Annotated in this window: 27 protein-coding genes; 14 read left to right on the top strand and 13 right to left on the bottom strand. The window is 74.7% G+C overall.

Annotation, left to right across the window (positions count from 1 at the left end; all coding sequences use genetic code 11):
* The first annotated feature begins 12 nt into the window (after window positions 1-12).
* Window positions 13-711, top strand: a complete 699-nt coding sequence (locus QMF98_RS16185; protein ID WP_337973940.1) for an LmeA family phospholipid-binding protein — start codon at window positions 13-15, stop codon at window positions 709-711.
* A gap of 82 nt (window positions 712-793) precedes the next feature.
* Here the strand turns inward: QMF98_RS16185 and QMF98_RS16180 are convergent, their stop codons facing one another.
* Window positions 794-1,498, bottom strand: coding sequence for an HNH endonuclease family protein (locus QMF98_RS16180; RefSeq protein ID WP_337973939.1), 705 nt, complete (start codon window positions 1,496-1,498; stop codon window positions 794-796).
* Between the two features lie 133 nt (window positions 1,499-1,631).
* Between QMF98_RS16180 and QMF98_RS16175 the strand changes: the two genes are divergently transcribed.
* Both QMF98_RS16175 and QMF98_RS16170 read left to right on the top strand, forming a co-directional pair.
* A complete protein-coding gene (locus tag QMF98_RS16175; RefSeq protein ID WP_337973938.1) occupies window positions 1,632-2,210 on the top strand; it encodes a YdeI/OmpD-associated family protein in 579 nt (192 codons plus the stop codon).
* Window positions 2,211-2,282: 72 nt separating this feature from the next.
* Complete coding sequence (locus QMF98_RS16170) at window positions 2,283-3,017, top strand: MIP/aquaporin family protein (RefSeq protein WP_337973937.1); 735 nt, start codon at window positions 2,283-2,285, stop codon at window positions 3,015-3,017.
* Window positions 3,018-3,095: 78 nt separating this feature from the next.
* Here QMF98_RS16170 and QMF98_RS16165 read toward each other — a convergent pair whose 3' ends face one another.
* On the bottom strand, window positions 3,096-3,518 hold the full coding sequence (locus tag QMF98_RS16165; RefSeq protein ID WP_337975677.1) for a hypothetical protein: 423 nt from the start codon (window positions 3,516-3,518) through the stop codon (window positions 3,096-3,098).
* On the opposite strand from QMF98_RS16165, the gene QMF98_RS16160 reads away from it, so the two are divergent.
* Complete coding sequence (locus tag QMF98_RS16160; protein ID WP_337973936.1) at window positions 3,447-4,124, top strand: TetR/AcrR family transcriptional regulator; 678 nt, start codon at window positions 3,447-3,449, stop codon at window positions 4,122-4,124. The genes QMF98_RS16165 and QMF98_RS16160 overlap by 72 nt on opposite strands.
* A gap of 103 nt (window positions 4,125-4,227) precedes the next feature.
* Here QMF98_RS16160 and QMF98_RS16155 read toward each other — a convergent pair whose 3' ends face one another.
* Complete coding sequence (locus QMF98_RS16155) at window positions 4,228-4,668, bottom strand: nitroreductase family deazaflavin-dependent oxidoreductase (RefSeq protein ID WP_337973935.1); 441 nt, start codon at window positions 4,666-4,668, stop codon at window positions 4,228-4,230.
* A gap of 57 nt (window positions 4,669-4,725) precedes the next feature.
* On the opposite strand from QMF98_RS16155, the gene QMF98_RS16150 reads away from it, so the two are divergent.
* Window positions 4,726-6,039: an alpha/beta fold hydrolase gene (locus tag QMF98_RS16150; protein WP_337973934.1), complete on the top strand. Its 1,314-nt coding sequence runs from the start codon at window positions 4,726-4,728 to the stop codon at window positions 6,037-6,039.
* On the opposite strand, the gene QMF98_RS16145 is transcribed toward QMF98_RS16150, so the two are convergent.
* From QMF98_RS16145 to QMF98_RS16125, 5 genes are all read right to left on the bottom strand, one after another.
* Entirely contained in the window at window positions 6,026-6,337 is a 312-nt protein-coding gene (locus QMF98_RS16145) for a hypothetical protein (RefSeq protein ID WP_337973933.1), read from the bottom strand. The two genes, QMF98_RS16150 and QMF98_RS16145, sit on opposite strands and share 14 nt — an antisense overlap.
* Window positions 6,264-7,457, bottom strand: coding sequence for a CoA transferase (locus QMF98_RS16140; RefSeq protein WP_337973932.1), 1,194 nt, complete (start codon window positions 7,455-7,457; stop codon window positions 6,264-6,266). The genes QMF98_RS16145 and QMF98_RS16140 overlap by 74 nt, the downstream gene beginning before the upstream one ends.
* A gap of 26 nt (window positions 7,458-7,483) precedes the next feature.
* Entirely contained in the window at window positions 7,484-7,936 is a 453-nt protein-coding gene (gene nrdI, locus QMF98_RS16135; RefSeq protein ID WP_337973931.1) for a class Ib ribonucleoside-diphosphate reductase assembly flavoprotein NrdI, read from the bottom strand.
* Between the two features lie 5 nt (window positions 7,937-7,941).
* Entirely contained in the window at window positions 7,942-9,129 is a 1,188-nt protein-coding gene (locus QMF98_RS16130; RefSeq protein WP_337973930.1) for a TIGR04053 family radical SAM/SPASM domain-containing protein, read from the bottom strand.
* Window positions 9,130-9,387: 258 nt separating this feature from the next.
* Window positions 9,388-10,542 (bottom strand): M20/M25/M40 family metallo-hydrolase, encoded by a 1,155-nt coding sequence (locus QMF98_RS16125; RefSeq protein ID WP_337973929.1) that lies wholly within the window; start codon window positions 10,540-10,542, stop codon window positions 9,388-9,390.
* Window positions 10,543-10,740: 198 nt separating this feature from the next.
* On the opposite strand from QMF98_RS16125, the gene QMF98_RS16120 reads away from it, so the two are divergent.
* The 3 genes from QMF98_RS16120 to menC are packed head-to-tail and all read left to right on the top strand — an operon-like array spanning window position 10,741 to window position 13,514.
* Entirely contained in the window at window positions 10,741-11,526 is a 786-nt protein-coding gene (locus tag QMF98_RS16120) for a GNAT family N-acetyltransferase (protein ID WP_337973928.1), read from the top strand.
* On the top strand, window positions 11,526-12,335 hold the full coding sequence (locus QMF98_RS16115) for a MurR/RpiR family transcriptional regulator (protein ID WP_337973927.1): 810 nt from the start codon (window positions 11,526-11,528) through the stop codon (window positions 12,333-12,335). Before QMF98_RS16120 ends, QMF98_RS16115 begins: the two co-directional genes overlap by 1 nt.
* Window positions 12,336-12,395: 60 nt before the next feature.
* Window positions 12,396-13,514: an o-succinylbenzoate synthase gene (menC, locus tag QMF98_RS16110; RefSeq protein ID WP_337973926.1), complete on the top strand. Its 1,119-nt coding sequence runs from the start codon at window positions 12,396-12,398 to the stop codon at window positions 13,512-13,514.
* A gap of 11 nt (window positions 13,515-13,525) precedes the next feature.
* Here menC and QMF98_RS16105 read toward each other — a convergent pair whose 3' ends face one another.
* Both QMF98_RS16105 and QMF98_RS16100 read right to left on the bottom strand, forming a co-directional pair.
* Window positions 13,526-14,413, bottom strand: coding sequence for an aminodeoxychorismate lyase (locus QMF98_RS16105; RefSeq protein WP_337973925.1), 888 nt, complete (start codon window positions 14,411-14,413; stop codon window positions 13,526-13,528).
* 155 nt (window positions 14,414-14,568) lie between these two features.
* Entirely contained in the window at window positions 14,569-15,000 is a 432-nt protein-coding gene (locus tag QMF98_RS16100) for a VOC family protein (protein WP_337973924.1), read from the bottom strand.
* Between the two features lie 290 nt (window positions 15,001-15,290).
* Between QMF98_RS16100 and QMF98_RS16095 the strand changes: the two genes are divergently transcribed.
* Window positions 15,291-15,680 (top strand): hypothetical protein, encoded by a 390-nt coding sequence (locus QMF98_RS16095; protein ID WP_337973923.1) that lies wholly within the window; start codon window positions 15,291-15,293, stop codon window positions 15,678-15,680.
* 124 nt (window positions 15,681-15,804) lie between these two features.
* Window positions 15,805-16,155, top strand: coding sequence for a hypothetical protein (locus QMF98_RS16090; protein WP_337973922.1), 351 nt, complete (start codon window positions 15,805-15,807; stop codon window positions 16,153-16,155).
* A 186-nt stretch (window positions 16,156-16,341) separates the two neighbouring features.
* Here QMF98_RS16090 and QMF98_RS16085 read toward each other — a convergent pair whose 3' ends face one another.
* Both QMF98_RS16085 and QMF98_RS16080 read right to left on the bottom strand, forming a co-directional pair.
* Entirely contained in the window at window positions 16,342-17,460 is a 1,119-nt protein-coding gene (locus QMF98_RS16085; protein ID WP_337973921.1) for an NADH:flavin oxidoreductase/NADH oxidase, read from the bottom strand.
* A gap of 290 nt (window positions 17,461-17,750) precedes the next feature.
* Complete coding sequence (locus QMF98_RS16080; RefSeq protein WP_337973920.1) at window positions 17,751-18,863, bottom strand: aminotransferase class V-fold PLP-dependent enzyme; 1,113 nt, start codon at window positions 18,861-18,863, stop codon at window positions 17,751-17,753.
* Between the two features lie 356 nt (window positions 18,864-19,219).
* Between QMF98_RS16080 and QMF98_RS16075 the strand changes: the two genes are divergently transcribed.
* From QMF98_RS16075 to QMF98_RS16060, 4 genes are all read left to right on the top strand, one after another.
* Window positions 19,220-20,065, top strand: a complete 846-nt coding sequence (locus QMF98_RS16075; protein ID WP_337973919.1) for an amino acid ABC transporter substrate-binding protein — start codon at window positions 19,220-19,222, stop codon at window positions 20,063-20,065.
* Window positions 20,066-20,068: 3 nt separating this feature from the next.
* Window positions 20,069-20,827 carry an amino acid ABC transporter permease gene (locus tag QMF98_RS16070; protein ID WP_337973918.1) on the top strand — a complete coding sequence of 253 codons (759 nt, stop codon included), beginning with the start codon at window positions 20,069-20,071 and terminating at the stop codon, window positions 20,825-20,827.
* Entirely contained in the window at window positions 20,814-21,629 is an 816-nt protein-coding gene (locus QMF98_RS16065) for an amino acid ABC transporter ATP-binding protein (RefSeq protein WP_337973917.1), read from the top strand. The genes QMF98_RS16070 and QMF98_RS16065 overlap by 14 nt, the downstream gene beginning before the upstream one ends.
* A 408-nt stretch (window positions 21,630-22,037) precedes the next feature.
* Window positions 22,038-23,984, top strand: a complete 1,947-nt coding sequence (locus QMF98_RS16060; protein ID WP_337973916.1) for a UvrD-helicase domain-containing protein — start codon at window positions 22,038-22,040, stop codon at window positions 23,982-23,984.
* Here QMF98_RS16060 and QMF98_RS16055 read toward each other — a convergent pair.
* Window positions 23,869-25,278 (bottom strand): chloride channel protein, encoded by a 1,410-nt coding sequence (locus QMF98_RS16055; RefSeq protein WP_337973915.1) that lies wholly within the window; start codon window positions 25,276-25,278, stop codon window positions 23,869-23,871. The genes QMF98_RS16060 and QMF98_RS16055 overlap by 116 nt on opposite strands.
* Window positions 25,279-25,427: the final 149 nt, after the last annotated feature.

The raw sequence follows: 25,427 nt of genomic DNA, 5'->3' as shown, positions 1-25,427 counted from the left end.
AGAGGCGGACGTGTGCGCAGGCTGCTCGGGACGGTGCTGGTGCTCGCCCTGCTCGCCGTCGTGCTGGTGGTGGGCGACCGGGTGGCCAAGGGTGTCGCCGAGCAGCGCATCGCCACGGCGGTGTCGCGGGCGGTGGCGGTGTCGGGCAGCCCGCAGGTGACCATCCACGAGCAGACGCCGTTCCTGCTGCAGCTGGTCCAGGGTCGGGTGCGGGCGGTCGACGTGGCGCTCGCCGGTGCGCAGCTGCAGGGCCTCGCAGCCTCGGACGTGCACGTCAGCGCGCAGGACGTCGCGGTGGCCTCGCCGCATCGCGCACGGCACGTCAGCGCCGACGGTGTGCTGCCGACGTCCACCGTGCAGCAGGTGGTGGCGCAGCGCACCGGCCTCGACGTGACGCTGAGCGTCGACGGTGCGGCGATGAAGGCGACCGGCAAGGTGCTGGGCCTGGACCTCGCCGTGGACCTGACGCCGCGGGTGGACGCGGGGCGGCTGCTGGTGGACGCCACCAAGGTGACGCTCGACGGCCGGACGATCCCGACGACGGCGCTGCCGTCAGCCCTGCGCCAGGGGCTCACCGGGTTGCAGGTGCCGGTGAACGGGCTGCCGCAGGGGCTGGCGCTCACGTCCGCGGAGGTGGTCCCGGCGGGGGTGCACGTGACCGTGGCCGGCGACGACGTGGTCGCACCGGCCGGGGCGACGCCGACCCCCTGAGCCCCGGTTCGGGGGACGTCCAGCGCGGCGCCCGAGAGGTCGGTGTCGCTCACGACGCACCGCCGAGCGTCCGGACCTCGCGTCACGACCGGCGCACGACGACGCACCGGTCGAGCTGGTGGTCGATCGCGTCGCGCTCGGCGGCGGTGACCCACAGCCCGTAGGCCGCCTTCACCCGCACCTGTCGCATCACGTACACGCACCGGTAGCCGTGCTCGGGCGGGAGCCAGGTGGCGGCGTCGCCGTCGCCCTTGTCCTGGTTGGTGCGCCCGTCGACCGCGAGCAGGTTGGCCGGGTCGTTGGCGAGCTGTTCCCGGCGGCTGGCCGGCCACGACTGCGCGCCGGTGCGCCAGGCGTCCGAGAGTGCGACGAGGTGGTCGATCTGCACGGCCGTCGACCCCGCGCCGCGCTCGAACCGGACCACCGAGCCGGTGTACGGGTCCGCCAGCGTGCCCGACAGGACCACGCAGTCGGAGGTCCCGGGCTTGAGCGTCACGTCGGTGAGGTCCCGGCGCAGCACGTCGTTGCGGGTGTCGCAGCCGTTGCGGTCGACGTCGGCCCACGCCTGGCCGAACTGCTCGCGGCTGTACCCGGACGACGACGACGGGGGCCGCACCGGGAGTGCCCCGAGCGCCGCCCGCGCCGCGGCGAGGTCGTCGGCGGTCACCGGGTACCGCGCGGCCGACCGGGCATCGGTCCACACCGGCACGCCGGCGCCGAACCCGCCGCACGCGACGAGCACGGCCGTCCAGACGACCACCCGTCGCGGCGCCGGGCGACGGGTCACGCGGTGACTCTCGTCCGCGCGTCCGTCCGAGCGGGACCTACGGTCGCCGTCCCGCCGGCCGTCGAGCCACTGACCAGGGCTGTTGTCGCGCCACCCCTTCTCGGCCGTCGGTGGTCGGCGCGAGGATGCGCGCATGGCCGGTATGAAGGACGCGCCCCGGGTCGCCGTCAGCTCCGCGGCGCAGCTGCGCGCCTGGCTCGTCGAGAACCACGCCTCGTCGTCCGGCGTGTGGCTGGTGCGGCCGCGACCCGGTCCCGACCGCGACGCCCCGACCTACGACGAGCTGATCGAGGAGCTGCTCGCGTTCGGCTGGATCGACGGCCAGTACGCGCCGATCGACGCGGACACCTCGATGCTGTGGATCACCCACCGGAAGCCGCGCAGCGGCTGGTCGCGGCTGTCCAAGGAGCGGGTGGCGCGGGTTCAGGAGGCGGGTCGCATGACGCCCGCCGGTGCCGCGGTGATCGAGGCGGCGCAGGCCGACGGGTCCTGGGCGCTGCTGGACGACGTCGAGGCGCTCGTCGTCCCGCCCGATCTCGAGGCCGCGCTCGCCGCGCGCCCGGGCGCACGGGAGCACTGGGACGGGTTCGGTCCGGGCGCGCGCAAGGTGGTGCTCACCTGGATCGTGACGGCACGGCGCCCGGACACGCGCGCGGCGCGGGTGGAGGAGGCGGCCCGCTCGGCCGAGCAGGGCGTCCCGGCGCGGCGCTGACCGCGCCCGCACGCACTTCGCCCGCACGCACTTCGCCCGCACCGCTGATCCGGGTTCTGCCACGCTGTCGCCATGGGCGACTACACGCTGTGGACCCGGCTGGTCGCGGAGTTCCTCGGGACGGCGATCCTCATCATCCTGGGCAACGGCTCGGTGGCGAACGTGCACCTCACGGGCTCGAAGGGGTACCGCGCCGGCTGGAGCCTGATCGCCATGGGCTACGGGTTCGGCGTCATGATCCCGGCCCTGATGTTCGGCAAGGTGAGCGGCAACCACATCAACCCGGCGTTCACCCTCGGCCTGGCGGTGTGGGGGCTGTTCCCGTGGTCGCAGGTGCCCGCGTACATCGGCGCGCAGCTGCTCGGCGCGATGGCCGGTCAGCTGGCCATCGTCGCCACCCACAAGCCGTACTACGACCGCACCACCGACCCGGACGACATCCTGGGGACGTTCTCCACGATCAACGCGGTGCGCAGCCGGTCCAACGGGTTCGCCAACGAGCTGCTCGGCTCGTTCGTGCTGTTCTTCTGCGCGCTGGCGATCGTCAAGTCACCGTTCGCGACGAACGAGCCCGGCGTGTCCCACATGGCGCTCGGGTTCCTGGTGTGGGCGCTGGTCGCAGGCCTCGGCGGCCCCACGGGCCCCGCGCTGAACCCGGCGCGTGACCTCGGGCCGCGCATCGTGCACCAGCTGCTGCCGCTGAAGCACAAGGGCGGCTCGGACTGGGGGTACGCCTGGGTGCCGGTGGTGGCGCCGATCGTCGCCGGCGTGATCGGCGTGGGGGCGTGGAAGGCGCTGCTCGGCTGACCGGGGGCGCGGTGACCTGAGGCGCGGCGGCCTGAGCGGTGCGCGGTGCGGGGCGTCCCGACGGACGCGCCCACGCCCTCACTGCGAGGCATCGGCGTCCAGGTGCCAGCGGACCACGCGGAACCCGTGCTGCACCGCGGCGGTGAGCGGCCCGCGCTCCAGCCGCCCGTCGGCATCCCGGGGCAGCGGCACGAAGCGCTCCAGACGCGGGTTGGCGCGGGCCATCACGCCGAGCAGCCGGTCCACCTCGTCGACGTCGGCCACGAGCTCGGGGCGGGCCGTCACATCACGCCCCCGCAGGTGGAGCACCACCGGGACGCCGTCACGCAGGTTCGCCGTCCACCGGCCGCCGCCGGGCGTCAGCAGGTCGGCACCCTCGGTCACGTAGCTGACCGGCTGCCGGTAGACCCGTCCCGTCGTGCGGCCGACGTGGCGCACCAGCATCAGCTGCCTGCTGAGCGGCGTGCGGAACGGCAGGCCGAGCACCAGCCGCATCGGCACGTTCACCACCCGGAAGACGGCGGCCTGTCGCCGTCGCCGGCGTGCGAGCGCGGCTTCGAGGCGGTGAGCGTGGCGGAGATCGCCCGGGCGGCGGACGTCTCCGAGGCGACGGTGTTCAACTACTTCACCACCAAGGAAGACCTCGTCTACCACGGCATGGAGGCGTTCGAGCAGGAGCTGCTCGACGCCGTCCGCACCCGTCCTCGCGGCACGTCCGTGCTGGACGCCTTCGCTGCGTTCGTCACCACGCCGCGCGGGCTGCTCGCCACCGACGACCCCGAGGCGCAGCAGGCGCTGCTCGCCATCTCACGCGTCATCGCCACGAGCCCGGCGCTGCTGGCCCGCGAGCGGCAGATCCTCGCCCGCTACACCGACTCGCTGGCCGGGGTGCTGGCGGCGGAGACGGGCGCCGGTCCCGACGACCTGCGCCCGCGGCTCGCGGCGCGCACCCTGATCGGGCTCCATGCCGTGCTGCTCGACTACGTGCGCAGCCGGCTGGTCGACGACGACCCGGACGTGCGCCGCCTCGCCCGGGACGTGCGGCGCGAAGGGGAGCGGGCCGTCGCGCTGCTGCGGACGGGGCTCGGCGACTACCCGTCGCCGTGACCGCGCGCCGGGCCGGCAGCGCGCGACGACGACCGCGCGGAGTCCCAGCGCGGCCGGCCGCCGTCGTCCGTCGTCGGACCGCCTCGTGCGGCGGGTCGGGGCGTCAGTCGTCCGAGGTCGGCACCAGGACGAAGACCGGGATCTGCCGCTCGGTCCGCTTCTGGTACGCGGCGTAGTCCGGGAACGCCTGGACCGCCCGCGCCCACCACTCCTCCCGCTCGGCACCGGACGCCTCGTGCGCCAGGTACGTGCGGCGGTGCGGACCGTCCTGGAGCTGCACCTCCGGGTGCTTCACCAGGTTGTGGTACCACCGGGGGTGCTGCGGCGCCCCGCCCTTCGAGGCGACCACGGCGTAGCGGCCGTTGTGCTCGACGCGCATCACGGGGGTCTTGTGGACGGCTCCCGTGCGGGCGCCGGTGTTGGTGACGACGACGATGGGCAGGCCCTTCATCGTGTTGCCCTCGCGGCCGTCGGTCCTCTCGTAGAGGGCGGCCTGTCGGGCGGCAGGGGTGTCGATCATGCGGTGGATGTCCTCGTCTGCCATGGACCCACGTTCCTCCTGGTCGGCGCCGCCCGCCAGGCACATGGATAGCCTGACGAGGTGAACGAGGAGCGTCCGGCACCCCACATCTACGACATGACCGGGTTTCGCGTCCGTGAGCACCGCATCGAGGTGCCGGTCGACTGGGACGACCCGCACCGGTTCGGGGCCATCGAGGTGTTCGCCCGGGAGATCGTCGACCCGGTGCGCGCCGGCGAGGACCTGCCGCTGCTGCTGTTCCTGCAGGGCGGTCCCGGCGGGGCGGGCCCGCGGCCGATGCCGGCGGGCGGCTGGTGGCTGACCGCCCTGCGCACCCACCGCGTGGTGCTGCTGGACCAGCGCGGCACCGGGCGCTCGTCGCGGGTGGACGGCCGGGTGATCAGCGGGTTCGACGACGCCGCGACCGCCGCCGACTACCTCAGCTGCTTCCGGCAGGACTCGATCGTGCTCGACGCGGAGCACCTGCGGCGCACGGTGTTCGGCGGCCGCCGGTGGTCGACGCTCGGCCAGTCGTACGGCGGGTTCCTCACGCTGGCGTACCTGTCCCGGCACGCCCACGCGCTCGACGCCTGCTACGTCACCGGCGGCCTGCCGGGCGTCGAGGCCACGGCGGAGGAGGTGTACGCCCGCACCTACCCGCGGCAGCTGGCCCGGTGCTCGGAGCTGGCGCGCACCTTCCCCGGTGACGTGCAGGTGCTGGACCGGGTGGCCGACGAGGTCGCGGACGGCGGTGTGCGGCTGCCGGACGGGTCGACGCTGAGCGTGCAGCGGCTGCAGATGCTCGGCATGCCGCTGGGCATGAGCACCGGGGTCGACGACCTGCACTGGCTGCTGGACACGGCGCTGGACGCCGACGGACGGGTCTCGGCGGCGTTCGCCGCCGAGGTGGCGCACCGGACGTCCTTCGACAGCAACCCGCTGTACGCGGTGCTGCAGGAGGTGATCTACCACCAGGGCCGCCGGGCGGGCGGCTGGGCGGCCGCCGCCGAGCAGGCGCAGCACCCGGAGTACGCGCCCGACCAGCGCCCCCTGCAGCTGACCGGCGAGGCGATCCTGCCGTTCATGTACGACGAGATCCCGGCGCTGCGCCCGTTCAAGGCGGTGGCCGAGGAGCTGGCCTCCCGGACCCACTGGCCGCGCCTGTACGACCCGGAGGTGCTGGCCGCCAACGAGGTGCCGGTCGCCGCGGTGCAGTACTTCGACGACCCCTACGTGGACCTGGACCTGGCCCTCGGCACCGCGGCGGGGATGGGCAACACGCAGGTGTGGGTGACCAACGAGTACCTGCACGACGGGCTGCGGGTGCACGGCGACACGATCCTGCCGCGGCTGATCGACCTGGCCGGCGGCCGGTGGACGGTCACCGGTCGCTGAACCGCGCGTCGTCGCGGCCGATCTCCGTCGTGGCGCGCCATCCCGGACGCACGTCGCCGACGGCGCCGGGCGGAGCGACCACGCGCACGCGTCCGGACGGACCCGCCAGGGAGGTCAGGTAGGGCGTCGGGTCCACGGCCTGCTCCGGCCGGCGGTCCACCGGCCCGGCCTGCTGCAGCCAGTGCGCCGTCTGGGCGAGGGACAGCCGGGTGTGCCGGGCGGGCTCACCCCGGACCACCCCGGTCAGCGACAGCGCCGCGGCGGCCGCCGCGAGGTAGCCCGTGGCGTGGTCCAGCACCTGCGCCGGCAGGGCTGCGGGCCGGGCCGTCGTGCCCCTCGGCGGCGGCGATGCCGGTGGGGCACTGGACCAGCGAGTCGAAGCCTCGTCGTCCCGCCCACGGGCCGTCGGGCCCCCACGCGGACACCTGGACGACGGACAGGTGCGGGTGCCGTTCCGCCAGCTCGGCGGACGAGAGGCCGTACCGGTCCAGCGCACCCGGGCGGTACCCGTGCACCACCACGTCGGCGAGGGCGAGCAGCTCCTCGAACCGCTGGCGGTCGCCCACGGCCGCCAGGTCGAGCAGGGTGCTGCGCTTGCCCGGGAGCGTGTCGAGCGCCTGCGCGGCGATCTCCGGCAGGTGCGGGCTGTCGACGCGCAGCACGTCGGCACCCCATGCCGCGAGCGTGCGGGTCGCGACGGGGCCGGCGATCACGCGGGTGAGGTCCAGCACCCGGATGCCGTGCAGCAGGGCGGTGCCGTCGCGGGCCGGCGCGGGTGGGCGGGACGGACCGTTCGCGGCCCGGGACGTCGCGAGCGGCAGCGCCGCGACGGCGCGTCCCTGGGGGTGCTCGGCCCACTGCTCGCGCGTCCGGACGGCGAAGCCGAGCGCACCCGCCGCAGCGAGGGCCTCCTCGAGCTCCTCCCCGGACCGTTCCGCCACGGCGACCGCCACGGCGTCGCGGTCGTCGGCGCAGCCCAGGACCTGCAGCGCACGGTCCCGGTGCCACGGGTAGTTGGTGTGCAGGCGCAGCCAGCCGTCGCGGGTGCGCCAGAACCGGGACAGGGGCGCGAACAGGGTGTCCGGAGGTGCGGTCCCCTCGAGGAGCGCGTACCGCTCGCTGCGGGCCGCCACGGCGACGTGCTCGGCGTCGACGACGACGGACCCGGCCGGCCTGCCGGTGCGCGCAGCGCCCAGAGCCGAGGCGGCGAGGGTGGCGGCCGCCACCGCGGCCACCATCGCGGCCGTGCAGGCCGTGGTGGACGAGAGCAGGTCGGTGTTCTCTCCGGTCACGTGCACCAGCGGCAGCAGCTGCGGGTCACCGGACAGCGAGTGCCACGCGTCGGCCAGCATGCCGGTGCTGGTGCCGGTCGCACCGCTCCCCGCGGGATGCGAGGCCGCAGGGCGGGACGTGGTCATCGCGCCCTCCTGCGGTCGGTCGCCGGTCAGTCCCCGGTCGGTCGCTCCTCGGGCTGCCCATCGTGGCGGGCCGCGAGCGCCACGTCGAGGTCCTCGAGGAGGTGGCGGCACTCCTCGACGTCCCACGGCGTGCCGGCCAGCTCGAACTCGAACAGCATCGGCCGGCCGGACTGTTCCGCGATCTGGCGGGCGGCCATCTGGTAGTACCGGCCGAAGTTGCGGTTGCCGGACCCCATCACGCCCACCATCAGCCGGCGGTTGTGCTCGTCGTTGAGGAAGCGGTGCACGCCCTCGGGGATGGTGTCGTTCGCCTCGTTGCCCGTCTTGTAGCTCGGCGTGAGCAGCACCCACGGACCGTCGACCCGCGACCGGCGGTGCTCGCGCTCGGCGAGGTTGAACACCGGGCGGCCCAGACGCTCGGCGAAGGAACGGACCAGGCCGGAGGCCGACGAGTAGTAGTAGACGGGCGTCTGCCGCACGGCGTTCACGATGCCAGCAGCGCGGTGACGTCGTCCGCGAACGGGAAGCTGCCCGGCTGGTACCCGCACAGCGGGTCCTCGGCGTAGGGGTCGCCGGACGTGGCGTAGGCCCGGGACCGGGAGCCGCCGCACACCCGGCCGAACTCGCAGTCGCCGCACCGGCCGGTCAGGCGGTGCTCGTCGCGCAGGCCGGTGAACAGGGGGGACGTGCGGTAGATCTTCGGCAGGGGCTGCTCGCGCACGTCGCCGGCCGAGACGGGCAGGAAGCCCGACGGGTGCACGGTGCCGGTGTGCGAGACGAACACGAACCCGTACCCGGCGTTCACGTTCACCGGCGGGCGGCGGTTGCGGTCGCCGTCGCCCCAGCCGAACGCCGCGGTGCGCTCGGTCAGCTCCCGGTACAGGTCCCCGAGGCCCAGCGCGCTCACGTGGTCGACCCCCCTCTGCTCGAGCACGTGGCGCTGCAGGTTGACGCGGCGGAAGTGGTGGCCCTCGGTCGTCTTGACCGGCACGTACGGCCCCAGGTCGTACAGGTAGTTCATGACGTCCTCGGCCTGCTGCGGGCTGAGCACCCCGAGGTCCACGCCGCGGCCCATCGGCACCAGCATGAACGCGCTCCACGTCATGGCGCCGTGCTCGCGGACCAGCCGGGCCAGGTCCGGCAGCTCGTGCACGGTGCGGCTCGACATCGTCGAGTTGACCTGCACCTTCAGCCCTAGCTCGCGGGCCGTCTCCCAGGCCGACACCGTCCGGTCGAAGGTGCCGGGCACCCGGCGGAACCCGTCGTGCACCGCCGCCGTCGCCCCGTCCAGCGACAGCGACATCGCGGTGACGCCCGCCTCCTGCAGCCCGATCAGCGCGGCCCGGTCCAGCTTGGCCGTGCCGGACGGTGACACCGCCATCGAGAGGCCCAGCTCGCGGCCGCGGCGCACCAGCTCGAAGAGGTCCGGCCGCTCGAAGCAGTCGCCGCCGGTGATGATGAAGATCGGCGACGGCTTGCCGAAGGACGCGACCTGGCGCATCAGCTCGGTGGCCTCGTCGGTGTCGAGCTCGCGCGGGTCACGGGCCGGGTGGGCCTCCGCGCGGCAGTGCACGCAGGACAGGGCGCAGGCGCGCGTGGCCTCCCAGATGACCAGCAGGGGCCGGTCCGCAGGATCGTGCCGGACGGTGCGGACCACGCGGGTGACGGCCATGCTCGGCAGGCTCGCACCTGGTCGCACGGGGGTCCCGGGACGATAGGCCCAGTACTTCACGACGAGGCGTCGGCTCGCGAGCCCGTTGCCATCCCGCTGCCCGATGGGGTGGGCCCTTCGGCCCACTCGGCCGTCGCGGCTCACGGTGCGGGTGGGCGTATCCGTGCGAGATGAGCGCATCGCACCGAGATGAGCACGCAGAAGTGCTCAGGTCGGGTCCGATGTGCTCGTCTCGGCCCCGCTGGGGGTGGGGGTACGTCAGGCGGTCGCGAGGACCGCCGCCAGCAGGGCGGCGCGCTGCGCCAGGGACGCGATCAGCACGTGCTCGTGGGCGGCATGGGCGCCGCCTCCCACCGGACCGAAGCCGTCCAGCGACGGGATGCCCGCGGCGCCCGAGAGGTTGGTGTCGGCGGCACCGGCGGCCGGGCGGCCGACGACGTCCTGACCGACCGTCCGCCCCGCCTCGGCCACCGCCTCGAGCAGCCGCTCCGTGGCGGTGCTGGGACCCCAGGCCGGCCGTCGGGACACGACCCGTGGGGCGACCACAGCCCCGTCCCGCACCGGCCGGAGCGTCGCCAACCGGTCGAGCACCACCGTCTCGGTGGCGGCGTCGACGAACCGCAGCCCCACCTCCGCCTCGGCGGCATCCGGCACGACGTTGGTGCGCCCACCGCCGTCCACCGTGCCGACGTTGACCAGCACGTCCGGATGCTCCGCCGCCACGGCACGCAGCACCAGCAGCTGGTCCACCAGCTCGTCGATCGCGTTCACCCCGGACTCCGGGTCGAGCGCGGCGTGCGCGGCACGGCCGGTCACCTGCAGCCGCCACCGCGTCGACCCGCGGCGGGACGTCTTCAGGGCGCCGTCCCGGTGCGGCGGCTCGAGGCCCAGCGCGTAGGCGACCTGACCGGCTTGGGCGGTGACCAGGTGTCCCGAGCTGGGGGAGCCGATCTCCTCGTCGGGCGTGAGCAGCAGGCGCACCGCGCGGGCGGGCGCACCGACCGCCGCCAGGGCCGCCCAGGCGGCGAGCACCACCACCAGGCCGCCCTTCATGTCGTGCACGCCCGGCCCGTGCAGCAGCTCGCCCGCGGTGTGCAGCGGGACGGCACCGGCCAGCGAGCCGACCGGGTGCACGGTGTCCAGGTGCCCCAGCAGCAGGGCGGGACGCAGGTCGGCACGGGCGCCGCTGCCGGGGTGCTCCACCAGCAGGGCGTCGCCGTGCGGCAGCGGCAGCCGCCGGGCGGTCGCGCCGAGGGCGACGGCGTCGGTGGCCACCGTGTCGGCGAAGGCGTCGATCGCGTCGCGGTCGCCGGTGGGCGTCTCGTGACGGGCGTAGGCGACGAGGCGTTCCAGGTCGGCGTCGGCGGACGCCAGCGTGGCGTCGCGCAGGGCGGCACCGAGGTCGGTGGTCATGGATAGGAAACGTATGCCCGTCCTGATCCCGAGGCAACGAGCGTAACGAGTACGACGAACGCGACGTATGATGCCGGATCAGCCGCCAGCGCCGTTGGCCGGGGCCGTGCGACCGTGCGGCGCCGTGCGGTCGAGGACGTCGGGACGGTGGGTGCGGTGCCAGCAGACGGGGCAGCAGAGCGGGGAGTGCCGGGCAGCGTGCCTGCCAGCGTGCCGGACGACGACGGGCTGCTGGTCACCGGCATGTCCGACCCGGTGCTGCTGCAGGAGGCCGCCCAGCTGTACCGGGAGGTGTTCGGGTACACCGACCCGGCGCACGGCGTGAACCCCCGGCTGCTGTCGGCACTGGCAGCGAACGGCGGGTCGGTGGTCGGCGTCCTCACCCCGGACGGTCACGTGGTCGCGTTCGCGTACGGGTTCCCGGGCGTCGACCGGGACGGCACGGCCTACCACTACTCGCAGGCGGCGGTGGTGCACGCCTCCGCGCAGGGCCGGGGGCTCGGCCGTCGCCTCAAGCGGGAGCAGGCGCGCATCGCGCTCGAGCACGGCGCCCGGCACATGCGCTGGGCGTACGACCCGGCGATCGCGCGCAACGCCCACTTCAACCTCGACGTGCTCGGCGCCCGGGCGCGCTGGTTCCACCCGGACTTCTACGGGCCCGAGTCGGACCGGCTGGTGGTCGAGTGGGACGTCACCGACACGACGCCGACCACCGCCGGCGTGGGCCACACCGACCCGCCGCCGCCGGCCGTCTCCGCCGAGGGGCGGCACTGGGGGGTGCCGGTGCGGGCCGACGGGTCGGTGTACCTTCCCCTCCCGGCGCGCATCGGCGAGCTGGCCGCGGCCGACCCCGCCGCGGCGGCCACGGTGCGGGCGCGGCTGCGCGAGGCGCTGGGGGCGCTGATCGACGAGGGCCGCGTCGCCGTGTCGTGCCGCCGGCTCGACGTGGCGACCAGCGTGTACCGGTTCGAGAGGGAGAGCTGATGACCAGCACGACGACGCTGCGGCAGCAGGGCGTCGCGACCCCGGCCGCGGGCGCCGGGGCGGGTTCCGCCGCCGGCGGGCGGACGGCTGCCGGTGGCGCGGGGGCGCCGCACCCGCGGACCGGGGCACGGTCGGACGCGTCCGGGTCGACCGCGGCCGAGCCCGCCGGGGAACGCGCCGTCGGGCACGGGCCGGACAGCCCCGACGAGCGCTTCGCGCAGCGGCTGGCCGGCCGCCCCTCGGCCGAGGTGCTGATCCGGCGGGTGGTCGGCCAGGAGACGGCGCACCTGCCCGTCGCGCTCGCCGCCGTGGTCGAGCAGGGTTCGCTGCCGCAGGCCGCCGCGCTCGTCGTCGCCGCTCGTCGCCGGTACGTCGCGGGGACCGCCAAGTCGCTGGCCTACGCGACGCTGCTCGCGGCGGACCTGTCCGTCGGGCTGTCGCACGTGCACCTGGTGGACGACGCGACCGTGCGCGCCCTCGACGTGCTCGCCGAGGTGGCTCCGACCGACGTGCTGGTGGCGTTCTCCTTCCGCCGGTACCGCCGCGAGACCGTGGCGCTGGCCAGGGCGTTCGTCGCCGCGGGCGGCACGCTGGTCGCCATCACGGACGACGTGGACGCGCCGCTGGCCTCGATCGCCCACCAGACCGTCGTGGTGACCACCGACTCCGCGTCCTTCGCCGACTCGCCCACCGCCGTCGTCGCCGTGTCGCACCTGCTCGCGACCCTCGCGGCGGCCTCCGCCAAGGGGGCCCGCCGCCGGATCGCCGCCCGCGACGAGCTAGCCGCAGACCTGGACCTCTACCTGTAGCGGCGGCGAGCCGCGAACCCTCCGGTCGTGGCGTGCCCCGACCCACCCGAAGGAGCCGCCGTGCGCGTGGTCGCCGCCAGCCTGCACCTGGTCCGCCTGGACCTGGTGCACGAGTTCCAGACGAGCTCGCACCGCAAGGGTCACCTCGACCACGTCCTGGTGCGCCTCGAGGACGAGTCGGGCGCGGCCGGCTGGGGCGAGATCGCCTCGCCGGCGGCCCCGTACTACAACGCCGAGAACGTCGACACCTGCTGGACCGTCGCCGCCGGCTACCTGCTGCCCGCGGTGCTCGGGGCGACGTGGGACCACCCGGCGCAGGTCTCCGCGCTGTGGCGGCGGGTGCGCGGGAACGAGTTCGCCAAGGCCGGCGTCGACATGGCGGCGTGGACGCTGTGGTCCGGTGCCGCAGGGGTGCCGCTGGCCACCGCGCTCGGCGGGACGCGCACCGAGGTGGTGGCCGGGGTGTCGCTGGGCATCGAGCCGACCGTCGACGAGCTGCTGGCACAGGTCGCGGTGCACGTCGGCCACGGCTACCCGCGGGTCAAGCTGAAGATCGCGCCCGGGTGGGACGTCGAGCCGGTGCGGGCGGTCCGGGCGGCGTGGCCGGACCTCGACGTGCACGTCGACGCGAACGGCGTCTACACGGAGTCCGACGAGCACCTCGCGGCGCTGCGGGCGCTCGACGGGTACGGGCTGACGATGATCGAGCAGCCGTTCGCGCCGCGGGACCTGCTGGCGCACGCGCGGTTCGCCGCGTCGGTCGGCACGCCCGTCTGCCTCGACGAGTCGGTGGAGACCCTGGCCGACCTGGCGCTCGCGGTGCACCTGCAGGCCGGGCGGGTGCTCAACATCAAGGTGTCCCGGATGGGTGGGCTGACCGCGGCGGTCGCCGCCCACGACGCCGCGCAGGCCGCGGGGTGGCCGGTGTGGTGCGGCGGGATGCACGAGTTCGGCGTCGGCCGGTACGCCAACGTGGCGCTGTCGGCGCTGCCGGGGTTCACGCTGCCGTCCGACGTCTCCGGGTCGGACAAGTACTACGCGCGCGACGTCGTCGTGCCGCCGGTCGTCGCCCGCGCCGGTCGCGTGACCGTGCCGACCGAGCCGGGCCTCGGGACGCAGGTGGACGACGAGTGGCTCGCCGGCGCGACCCTCCGCAGCGAGCGGTTCACCGCCGGCTGAGGGGCGGTGCGTCAGTCGGTGCGGGAGATCAGGTACTCGTTGATCTTCCGGGTCAGCTCGAGGTCCGCCGGCCGCTCCTGACCGTCGACCGCCCGCACCGCCACGGCGAGCCGGACGGACGACGTCAGCCACAGCGCGTCGGCGTCGGCGATCTCCTCGACGCGGAGGTCGCGGAACGCCGTCCGCAGGCCGAGGCTCTGCGCGTACTCGAAGATGCCCTGCTGCGTGGTGCCGGGCAGCACGCCGGCGTCCGGCGGGGTGGTCACCAGCTCGTCGCCGAGCCGCAGCACGACGCTGGACGTCGGGCCCTCGAGCACGTAGCCGTCGGTGGTGGTGAACAGCACGTCCTCGGCACCGCGACGGGCGGCCTCGCGCAGCGCCGACTTGTTCACGGCGTAGGAGAGCGTCTTGGCGCCCTGCAGCAGCCAGGGTGCGGTCTCCGCGACGTCGAGGGCGTAGCCGCGGGACAGCAGCGCGATGCCGATGCCGCGCTCGCGCGCGTCGGAGAAGTCCTCGCTGGCGTCCAGGAACGCCCAGCCGGTGGGTCCGGTGGCGGCGTCGTGCTCGTCGCCCCTGGTCAGCACGTACTTCACCGAGGCGTCCGAGGCGTCCGGGAGCAGGCTGATGCCCAGCTCGATCGCGGCGCGGTAGACGTCCGGGTCCGGCGACGGTAGGTCGAGCATCGCCGCCGAGCGGGCGAACCGCTCCAGGTGCTCCCGGGACGCCTGCACCCGGCCGTTGCGGATCGCGGCCGTCTCGAAGATGCCGTCGCCGCGGGTGGCGCCCAGGTCGGTGACGCGCAGCTGCGGGGAGTCGGCGGCTGCGGCGCGGAACGCAGGACCGTCACCGGTCTGCCCGAGTGCGGGTCGGTCGATCATCACCAGAACGCCGGTGCTCATGACGGGTCCTTCGTCGAGGGCTGCCCGTGACCGGTCCTGCGGGAGGCCGGGCACGGCGGACGGCCCGGTCGGCCGACTGCGTCGACCAGGGTCGTCCGCCACGATAGCCAGGCCGTGTGACGGGAGTGTTTTGCGGTCCCGCCGCTGACACGCCGTCAGGCCGACGGCGTCTCCTCCCCGGCGATGTTCACCAGCCACGTGACGCCGAACTTGTCGACGCACATGCCGAACGCGTCCCCCCACGGCGCCTTCTCCAGGGGCGTGGTGACCGTGCCGCCCTCGGAGAGGCCGGCCCAGTAGCGCCGCAGCTCCTCGTCGTCGGACGCGGCGCCGCTCAGCGAGATGGAGAACGCCGACGCCTCCGGCAGCGGCATCGAGTTCGGCGTGTCCGCCGCCATCAGCGTGAGGCCGGACGGTGTGTCGAGCATCGCGTGCATCACCTTGCCGCCCTCCGACGGGTCCGGGCTGGCGTGGTAGTCGTCGAACGTGCTGACCCGCAGGTCGCCGCCGAACACCGACCGGTAGAACTCCATCGCCTCGCGGGCGTTGTCACGGAACGAGAGGTACGGGTTGAGCACCACGGACATGTCGAGCTCCTCGCGTCGTGGAGGCGGACCGCCCCCGTTCATCGGATCGACCGCCGTCGGCGGCCGGAATCATCGTCGTCCGGACCACCGACACGCCCCCGGCTTCGGTGGCGCCACCCTCGGGCTGGCCGTCGTCCTGACCGCCGACGGCCAGCCGCGACGCTCCACGTAGGCCCGCGCAGGCCCACGTCGCTGACCAGGGCAGACGTCTTCTCCGGTTGCGGGTCTGCAGACCGGCGCGTCCAATCGAAGACGCCGGGGGACCAGCGAGATGAGGGAGGCGCGTGACGATGAACCAGACCCTGTGGATCGTGCTCGTTGTCGTCGTGGTGCTGATCCTGCTCGGCATCTGGATCGCGCGGTCGCGGTCCGCGGGTGCCGAGGACCGGCGCCGTGCCGAGGCGCAGCGGATCCGTGAGGACGCCGAGGCGGACCGGATCGAGCTGCAGCGGCGCGAGGCGGAGGCGGCCCGCGTGGACGCGCACGCTCGGCTGGCGCAGGCCGAGGCGCAGACGCGGGCGGCGGAGGCCGCGCGGCTGCAGCAGGAGGCGCAGGTCCGTTCGGACGGCCTGGACGAGAGCCGGGCCTCGGTCGACGAGCGACTCCGCCGCGCGGACGAGCTGGACCCCGACGTCGCGGACGTCCCCGAGACGGACGCGGGCCCGTCGGCCCGCGCGTGACCCGTCGGGGGACGACGGGGGACAGGGCGCCGATGACGAGCCGGCCGCCGGCCGAGAGGGCCGCCGACCGTGCCCGGCACCGCAACGAGCAACCAGTGCACGACCGATCTGATGGAGGCGTGTGGTGAGCATCAACGAGGAGCCGGTGACGCCCGAGGAGGAGCTGCTGCGTCGTCGGACGGCCGCCGGCCAGGGCGAGGAGTGGGTCGGCTCGGTGCCGGAGGACAGCCCGGGCCCGCGGTCCGGCACGGGACCCCTGGGTGTGCCGGAGGACGAGCTGCTCGAGGAGGTGCCGATCGACAGCCCGGGTCCTGCGTCCGGGACGGTCGGCGGGGTGCCGGTGCCGGAGGACCGGGTCGACGTGCCGGAGGACAGCCCCGGCCCGCGGTCGGGCACCGGCCCGGACGGGCTGCCGCTGCCGGAGACCGGCTACGAGGTGCCGGAGGACAGCCCCGGCAGGGATTCCGGTCGCTGACCGGTCCACCAGCTCGGGTCCTCGGACCCGGACAGACGCGGGTCCCGACCCGTGCACGCGGCTCTCGACCGCCGACGGCGGAGGCCGCCCGCTCAGCGGGCGGCCTCCGTGGCGTCCTGGTCCGGTCGACGTCCGCGCGCTCGACGCCGTGCGCACCGCGAGGGCGCGGGCTCCGGCGTCAGCGCGTCAGGAGCGCACCGCCCGCTCGTACTGCACCGGCCAGCCGGTCGGCTGACCCGGCGCGACGCGGGCGTCGGCACCGACGTGCTCGAGGGTCGGCAGGGTCACGCCCAGCTCAGCGGCCGCGTGCAGCGCCCACGACGGGTCGCGCAGCGCCGCGCGGGCGATCATGACGGCGTCGGCCGAGCCCTCGACCAGCACCTGCTCGGCCTGCGTCGCGGCGCTGATCAGCCCGACGGCGGACACCGGCAGACCGGACACCTCGCGGATGCGGCGGGCGGCCGGCACCTGGTACCCGGGGCCGACGGGGATCTGCGCCGGCACGTTGCCGCCGGTGGACACGTCGACCAGGTCGACGCCACGGGCGGCCAGTCCGCGGGCCACCTCGGCCACGTCGTCCACCGTCAGGCCGCCCTCGGTCCAGTCGGTCGCGGACAGCCGCACCACCACCGGCCGCTCGTCCGGCCACACCGCGCGGACGGCGTCCACCACCTGGTGCAGCAGGCGCACCCGGTTCTCGGGTGACCCACCCCAGCGGTCGGTGCGGTGGTTGGACAGCGGTGAGAGGAACTGGTGCAGCAGGTACCCGTGCGCGGCGTGCACCTCGGCGACGTCGAAGCCGGCGTCCAGCGCGCGGCGGGCGGCGGCCGCGAACGTGGCCGGGATCGCGGCGACCTCGTCGTCGGACAGCTCGCGCGGGGCCTCGTAGCCGGGGAACTCCACACCCGACGGGGCGACGGTGCCCCAGCCGCCGTCCGGGACCGGGACGCTGCCGTGGCCCTCGTGGAACGGGCGGAACGTGGACGCCTTGCGGCCGGCGTGGGCCAGCTGCACGCCCGCCACGGCGCCGCGTGCGTGGATCACGTCGGTGATGCGCGCCCAGGCGGCGGTCTGCTGGTCGTTCCACAAGCCGGTGTCCTGGGGGCTGATCCGGCCGTCGGCGGTCACGGCGGTCGCCTCGGTCAGCACCAGGCCGAAACCGCCGGCGGCACGGGCGCCGAGGTGCACCAGGTGCCAGTCGTTGGGCACGCCGTCGACGGCGGAGTACTGGCACATCGGCGACAGCCAGGCACGGTTGCGGACGGTGGTGCCGCGCAGGGTCAGCGGCGCGAAGAGGAGGCTCACGTGCAGAGCGAACCGCACGGGACGTCCCATGATTCCCGTCCCGTCAGCCGCCCGCCGCAGCCGTCGACCTCGCCGCGGCCGATCCCGCTCCCGCGCGCCGACCCGATCCCGCTCCCGCGCGCCGACCCGATCCCGCTCCCGCGCGCCGACCCGATCCCGCTCCCGCGCGCCGCGAGCTGAGCACTTTCGCACCGAGATGAGCAGTTGGAAGTGCTCATCTCGGTGCGAGGTGCTCATCTCAGCGCGGACCGGCTGGCGCAGGGCGCAATCTCGGGCCGGAGCCAGGCGGGTCAGGGGAGGGTGCGGGCGGTGGCTGCCAGGCGGTGCAGGTCCGTCTCGTCGGTGTAGACGTGCGTCGCCAGACGAGCGGCCGTGCGGCCGTCCGGCAGGGCGCCGGTCCACAGCCGCACCCCGGCGGCCGCCAGCGCCTCCCGCAGCACGGGCAGCGGCGTCGGGACGACGAAGCCGCGCAGCCGGGCCGGGCGCATCGAGGGCTCACCGGTCGGCACCCAGCCGAGGTCCGTGAGCAGCTGGTCGGCGCGGTCGGCCAGCGCCGCGGCAGCATCGAGCCGGCCGCCGTCGTCCCACGTCCGCCACTCGTCGAGCGCCCGCTCCAGCCCGCGGACCGGCGCCGGGTCCCACGTGCCGCGCCAGCCGAACCGCTGCAGCAGCGGCTCGTCGAGGTGCAGCGCGACGGCTGCCGGCCGCACGACGTCGACCAGGGCCCGGTCCACCCAGAGGAAGCCGAGCGGCCGCGGCACCGGCAGCCACTTGTGCAGCGACCCGTACACGGCGGCGGCGCCGAGGGTCGACACGTCCAGCGGCTCGTGGCCGACGGAGTGGGCCGCGTCGACCACCATCGTCGCCCCGGCATCCGCCGCGAGGCGGGCGACCTCCGCCACCGGCATGCGCAGGGCGGTGGACGACGTGATCGAGCTGAGCACCACGTACCGGGTCCGCGCCGGCAGGGCTGTGAACAGGTCGGTCACCGCTGCGGAGGTTGCCGGCACCGGCAGCGGCAGCCGCAGCACCGTCGCGCCGACCGCCTCGGCACGCACCTGCCAGGCGCGGATCACCGACTCGTACTCGCCGTCGGTCAGCGCCACGACGTCGCCGGCCGCCAGGGGCAGGGACGTCGACAGCGCCCCGGACGCCTCCGTCGACGCCGTCACGATCGCGACGTCGGCCGGGTCCGCGCCGATCAGTCCCGCGACCACGGCACCCACCCGCCGCAGGTCGTCCTGCAGGGCCACCCCCAGCGACGTGGACGTGTCCGCCTCGCCGGCCCGTCGCACCGCGTCGTGCCAGGTCAGCGCCGCACGGGTCGGTGCGCCGAACGACGCGTGGTTGAGCTGGACGACGGCGGGGTCGAAGGCGAACTCTTGGACGAACGAGCGGATCACGGGCCGACCCTACGCGCGGACGCGGACGACTCCGTCTCACCAGGGGAGATGGCGTTCCGAGGCGTGGGCATCGTGTGCTGCCATGGCGGCATGCGCGACGACCTCACCACCACGGCTGCGGCCGTGGCGGGTGCGTGTCGTCGCCTCTGCTGTCGCCGCTGAGCGACCCCCGCGCCGCCGTCGAGCGGCGCCCCGGACGATCTCGTCCCTCAGGTTCCCCTCGCAGCTCCACCTGCCGGCACCACCGCGTGCGGCACCGGGAACCGCCCCGCAGGATCGACTCCCAGGAGTCCGTCCGTCTGTGACACAGCTCCGCAGGGCCACCACGGCCCGCTCCACCGAGAAGAGGCACCCCCATGCACGCCCGTCATCTGCGCACCGCCCTGATCGCCGCCGCCCTCGTGGTGGGCCTGGGCGCCTGCTCCTCCACGGGCGGGTCGGGATCGGCGTCCGCCACCGGCTCCGCGGCGTCCGGGACCGCGGCCGCCGGCGCCGACCAGTCGTTGGCCAAGGTGCAGAAGGCCGGCGTCATCACGTTCGGCACCGAGGGCACCTACAAGCCGTTCAGCTTCCACGCCGCCGGCGGTGGCGACCTGACCGGGTTCGACGTCGAGGTCGCGCGGGCCATCGCCGGCAAGCTCGGTGTCAAGGCGGCGTTCCAGGAGACCCAGTGGGACGCGATCTTCGCCGGGCTGGACGCCGGGCGGTTCGACGCGATCACCAACCAGGTGTCCATCACGCCCGAGCGTCAGGCGAAGTACGAGTTCTCCACGCCGTACACCGTCTCCACCGGCGTCATCGTCGTGAAGCAGGACAACACGTCGATCACGTCGTTCGACTCGCTCAAGGGCAAGACCACCGCCCAGTCGCTGACCAGCAACTGGTACAAGCTCGCGCAGTCCAGCGGCGCCGACGTGCAGTCGGTCGAGGGCTGGGCGCAGTCCGTCGCCCTGGTGCAGCAGGGGCGCGTGGACGCGACGATCAACGACAAGCTGACGTACCTCGACTACGTGAAGACGAACGGCCAGTCCGGCCTGAAGATCGCCGCCGAGACCACCGACAAGAGCCAGAGCGCCGTCGCGCTGAAGAAGGGCGCCACCGCCCTGACCCAGGCGATCGACACGGCCCTGAAGCAGCTGGCCGACGACGGCACCCTGACGTCGATCTCGCAGAAGTACTTCGGCGCCGACGTGACCAGGTAGCCGATGGCCCTCCCGACCGTGCTGGCGGCCGTGCACGCCGCCCTGCCCGCGGTACTGCCCGCCGTGCTGCCCACCACGGTTCCCGGCGGAGCCCTGTCGACGGTCGACTGGCCGCTGGTCCTGGCGTCGGCACCGACCATCGCGCTCGGTGCCGTCCGGGGGACCATCCCGCTGGCCGCGCTGTCCTTCGTCGGCGGCATGGTGATCGCCGTCGGCATCGCGCTGATGCGGCTGTCCCGCAACGCGGTGGCCCGCGGCGTCGGCCGCGTCTACGTCTCGGTGGTGCGCGGCACCCCGTTGCTGGTGCAGCTGTTCGTCATCTTCTACGGGCTGCCCTCGATCGGGCTGGTGATCAACCCGTGGCCCAGCGCGATCCTCGCGTTCTCGCTGAACGTCGGCGGGTACGCCGCCGAGATCGTCCGGGCGGCCATCCTGTCCGTGCCGCAGGGCCAGTGGGAGGCGGCCTACGTGATCGGCATGTCCCACCGGCGGGCGCTGGGGCGGATCATCCTGCCCCAGGCGGCGCGCGTGTCCGTGCCGCCGCTGTCGAACACGTTCATCAGCCTGGTGAAGGACACCTCGCTGGCGTCGTTGATCCTGGTCACGGAGCTGTTCCGGGAGGCGCAGAAGATCGCGGCGTTCAGCCAGGAGTTCATGCTGCTCTACCTGGAGGCGGCGCTGATCTACTGGCTGATCTGCCTGGTGCTGTCCGCGGGGCAGGCCCGCCTGGAGACCCGGTTGGAGCGTCATGTCGCCCGTTGATCCCGCGGTCCCGGACGGTCCGGTGCCTCCGAGCCGGGCCGAGGTCGGCCCCGCGCTCGTCACCGTCACCGATCTGCACAAGGCGTTCGGTGCCGTGCGCGTGCTGGACGGCGTCGACCTGACGGTGCACCGCGGTGAGGTGCTCGCTGTGATCGGCTCGTCGGGCTCCGGCAAGACGACGCTGCTGCGCTGCCTCAACGGCCTCGAGACGGCCGACTCCGGGGTGATCGAGATCGCCGGTGGCGCCCGCGTCGACTTCGGCGCCCGTCCCGGCCGTCGTGAGGTGCACGCGCTGCGGGACCGGTCGGCGATGGTGTTCCAGCACCACCACCTGTTCCCGCACAAGACCGTGCTGCAGAACGTGATCGAGGGTCCCGTGGTGGTGCAGCGGCGCCCGCGCGCCGAGGCCGTGCGGGACGCCGAGGCGCTGCTCGACCGGGTGGGGCTGGCCGACAAGCGGGACGTGTACCCCGTGCAGCTGTCCGGAGGTCAGCAGCAGCGGGTCGGCATCGCGCGCGCACTGGCGCTCCGGCCGCAGCTGCTGCTGTTCGACGAGCCGACGTCGGCCCTCGACCCCGAGCTGGTCGGTGAGGTGCTGTCCCTGATCCTCGAGCTGGCGCACGAGGGCTGGACCATGATGATCGTCACGCACGAGCTGCAGTTCGCCCGCGAGGTGGCCCACCGGGTGGCGTTCGTCGACGCCGGCCGCATCGCGGAGATCGGCCCGCCGGACCAGGTGCTGCGCGAGCCGCAGCACGAGCGCACCCGGCAGTTCGTGCACCGCCTGCTGCACCCGTTCTGACCTGTTGCCTCGCTGACCGGTTGCCTCTCTGACCCGTTGCCTGTCGGGCGCGGGTGGCGGGGGGAGTGGGCAGGCATTTCACGCTGTACGCCTGGTGTACGTACACCGGGCACACGCTGCGCAACGGCACCTGTTTGCCCTGATCTACCCGCGTCGGCCGCCCGCGCCTCAGTGGCCGACAGGTACCGCCGGCGGACCGGTTGCGCAGGTGACGGCGCAGCCGCTCTGTCCCAGGTGCGAGATCGGCGGGCGGGGGGCCAGGCTTGAGGGCGGCGCGCGGGGCTGTGGTCGGGACCACCCGATCGGGTCCTCAATCCGGGGGCGGTGCGCGCCGATAGGTGCACTGGAGGTCGATCCATGCCAGCAGGGCAGTCCGCGGGGGGCCGTGCCCGGCGCCGGGCTGCGCCTGTGCCGACCGACACGGCCGGGCGTGGGCACGTCGAGCAGATGCTCGAGCCGCTGGCGTCCCGGGAGTACCGGCTGCTGACCCGCCGGCAGTGGCCCCGCACCCGGCGCGCGCAGGTCGACGTGGTGGTGATCGGACCGTCCGGCGTGTTCGTCGTCGGCTGGCTCGACGGCACGGACGTGCTGGTCGGTGAGGACGTCATGCTGCGCGGCAGCGAGGACGTCACGGGGGAGGCGCTGGCGCTCGCCGACCTGGCCGACCGCATCGAGGCGGAGCTGGTCGAGACGGGCCTCGCGCCGGCCGAGGTCCGGCCCGTGCTGGCGCTCGGCGGCTGGCAGGGGGTGCAGCGGCAGATCGGCCCCGTCCTGGTGGTCAGCGAGCGGGAGCTGCTGCGGGTGGTCGTCGGCCGTGGGCCGCGACTGACCCCCGGCGAGGTCGACGCGGTGCTGGCCCGGGCGCTGGCCTCGTTCCCGGCCGAGCCGGAGGAGGCGGAGCCCGCGGTGCCGGTGCAGGGGACCGGCCTGACGGACGAGGAGGTGCAGGCGGCCCTGCTCGAGGGGCTGCTGGCGCCGCCGATCGAGCAGTGGATGGCGTTCCTCGAGCCCGTGCAGTCGCGTCTGGTCCGACGGTCGTTCGACGGTCCTGCGCTGGTGCACGGTGCGGTCGGCACCGGCAAGACGACGGTCGGCCTGCACCGCGCGGCGTACCTCGCACGGAACCGGCCGGGGCGGGTGCTGGTCGCGACGTTCACGCGCACCCAGCCGCCGGTGCTGGCGGAGATGCTGGGCCGGCTGGCGCCGGACGTCGTCGACCGGATCGACGTGGTGCACGTCAACGGTGTCGCGCGGCAGGTGCTCGACGAGGCCGCGGTCCCGTTCGCCACCGGCGTGCGGCCCGTCGCCTCGGCCTGGGCGGCGGCGTGGTCCCGTGCCGGTGCCGGGACGGTGCTCGACACGCTCCCCGTGTCCCCGGAGGACCAGGGCTACTGGCACGACGAGGTCACCGCGGTGATCAAGGGCCGCGGGCTGACCCGGTTCGAGCAGTACGCCCTGCTCCCGCGGCTCGGCCGGCTGCGGCCGCTGGGACCCGACGAGCGACGCGCCGTGTGGGACGTGTACGTCGCCTACCAGGAGGAGCTCGTCGCGCGGGACGTCGGCGACTGGGCCGACCTGGTGGCGCTCGCGGGCGTGCACGTGCCGCAGACGTCCTACGCGCACCGGTACAGCGGCGTCGTGGTGGACGACGCCCAGCACCTCAGCTGCGCCGCGCTCGGCATGCTGCACGCGATGGTGGGTGACCGGCCGGACGGGCTGATGTTGCTCGGGGACGCCCAGCAGGGGCTGTACCCCGGCGGGTTCACCCCGGCGGAGGCCGGGATCGACGTCGCCGGCCGCACCGTGATGCTGACCACGGCGCACCGCACCACCACGGAGATCCTCACGTTCGCCACCGAGCTGGTGTCCGGCGAGCCGGTGGTCGGGCTCGACGGGTCCGTCGGGCCCGCGGACCGTCCCCGCTCGGTGCCCCGGCACGGCCCCAAGCCGCTCTACGTGCGCTGCGGCACCGACGACGACCGCGCGCGGCGGCTGGTGGCCCGCGTGAAGGACGTGGTGCAGCAGGTCGGCACCGGGTACGGGGACGTCGGTGTGCTCTGCCTGACGATGAAGGGCATGGACGTCGCCGTCGGTGCCCTCAACGGCGCCGGCATCCCGGTGGTGCTGCTCGACGACGACGACCGCGCCGTGCCCGATGCCGTGCGCGTGGGCACGGTGCGCCGGGCCGCCGGGCTGGAGTTCCGGCAGGTGGTGATGCCGGACGTCGCGACGGGCTGGTTCACCGACCCGGTCGACGGGAACGGTGCCGAGCAGGAGCACCAACGGCTGCGGATGCGGGAGCTGTACGTGGCGATGACCCGCGCGCGCGACGGGCTGTGGGTCGCCGGCGTCTGACCGCCTCGGCGAGCGCCCGGGCGGCGACCGCCGTGAGCACGAGCACCAGCCACAGGAGCGCCGGCGGGTGCGTCAGCTCGATGCCGAACGTCGCGGCGAACACGGGCGCCCGCTGGGTCACGGCGAGCACGCCGACCGCCATGATCAGCGCCAGCTGAGGCACCGAGATCGACAGGCCCACGTGCGGGCCGAGCAGCGCGACGACCGCACCGGTCGCCGCGCCGGTGGCGAGGGCCGGCGTCAGCAGCCCGCCCGCCGCACCCGACCACAGCCAGCTCGCCGTGGCGGCCGGCTTGGCGGCGATCAGCAGGGCCGCCGGCAGCAGGGTCAGGCTGCCGACGAAGGCGGCGTCCAGCACCGCCTTGCCGTTGCCGGGCAGCGTGGGCAGCCACCACGAGGCGAGCCCGGTGGCGGCACCCGCCAGGGTCAGGGTGACGGGCAGCAGCCGTGGCCGGTGCACCGTCAGGTGCCGGCTCACGCTCGTCGTGCGGGCGAACGCGATGCCGACCAGGGCGGTCACCGGCACGGCGACGAGCGCGCCGACCCACGTGCCGGCGGTGACCGGTGTGGTCGGGAACGGGTACACCGGGTGCCGGCCGACCACCGGCCACGCCGTGACGGTGGCGATCCCGCTCACCGCCAGCGCCGCGACCACGGCCCGCCACCGCCGGGTGACCAGCAGCACCTCGAGGACGTACACGGCGCCGGTCAGCGGCACGTTGTAGACCGCCGCCAGACCCGCGCCGGCCGCTGCGCCGACCATCAGCCGCCGCTCGGTGCGGTCGAGCCGCAGCCGCTCGCTCAGCCAGGTCGCCACCGCCGCGGCGCCCTGGCGCGGTGCACCCTCACGCCCGATCGACGCGCCCGCGCCGACCACCACGGTCTGCAGCACCGCGTCGAACCACGTGCGGGCGAACGCCAGCCGCCGGTCCGGGTCGTGCAGCACGGTGGTGACCGGCTCCGCGCCGCCGTGCCGGCGCAGCCACCACCACGCCAGCCCGCACAGCAGGCCGGCGATCGCCGGGGCCAGCACCCGGCGCAGCAGCGGGACACCGGCCACCGTGTCGACGGACCCGTGCGAGACGGCGCCGAGGGCCAGGTGCTGCACACCGTGCAGCAGGAGCCAGAAGACGGCGCCGGCCGCGCCCGAGCCGACGCCGACCAGCACCACGGCGACCACCATCCGGCGCCAGCCGGACGTCGGCGGCTCCGGGGCGACGCTGCTCAGCCAGTCGCGGAGCCGCCGCCGCGGCTCACCGCCGTCCTCGGTGGTGGTGTCGATCTCGGCGCTCACGCCGACGCCCCGCGTCGACAGCCCGTGCTCTGCACGTGCCCCATGGTCGCAGCGGATCTCGGATGCCGGTCCCCCGGAATGCGTGACGCACCTCACCGGTTGGCAGGAGGTGGCCGTCAGCGTCGACGTCAGCGCCGAACCGGCGGACC

Source organism: Cellulomonas sp. NTE-D12 (genome assembly GCF_027923705.1).
In the GTDB taxonomy this organism is placed as follows: Bacteria; Actinomycetota; Actinomycetes; order Actinomycetales; family Cellulomonadaceae; genus Cellulomonas.
This window is presented reverse-complemented; position numbering and strand designations above follow the sequence as displayed.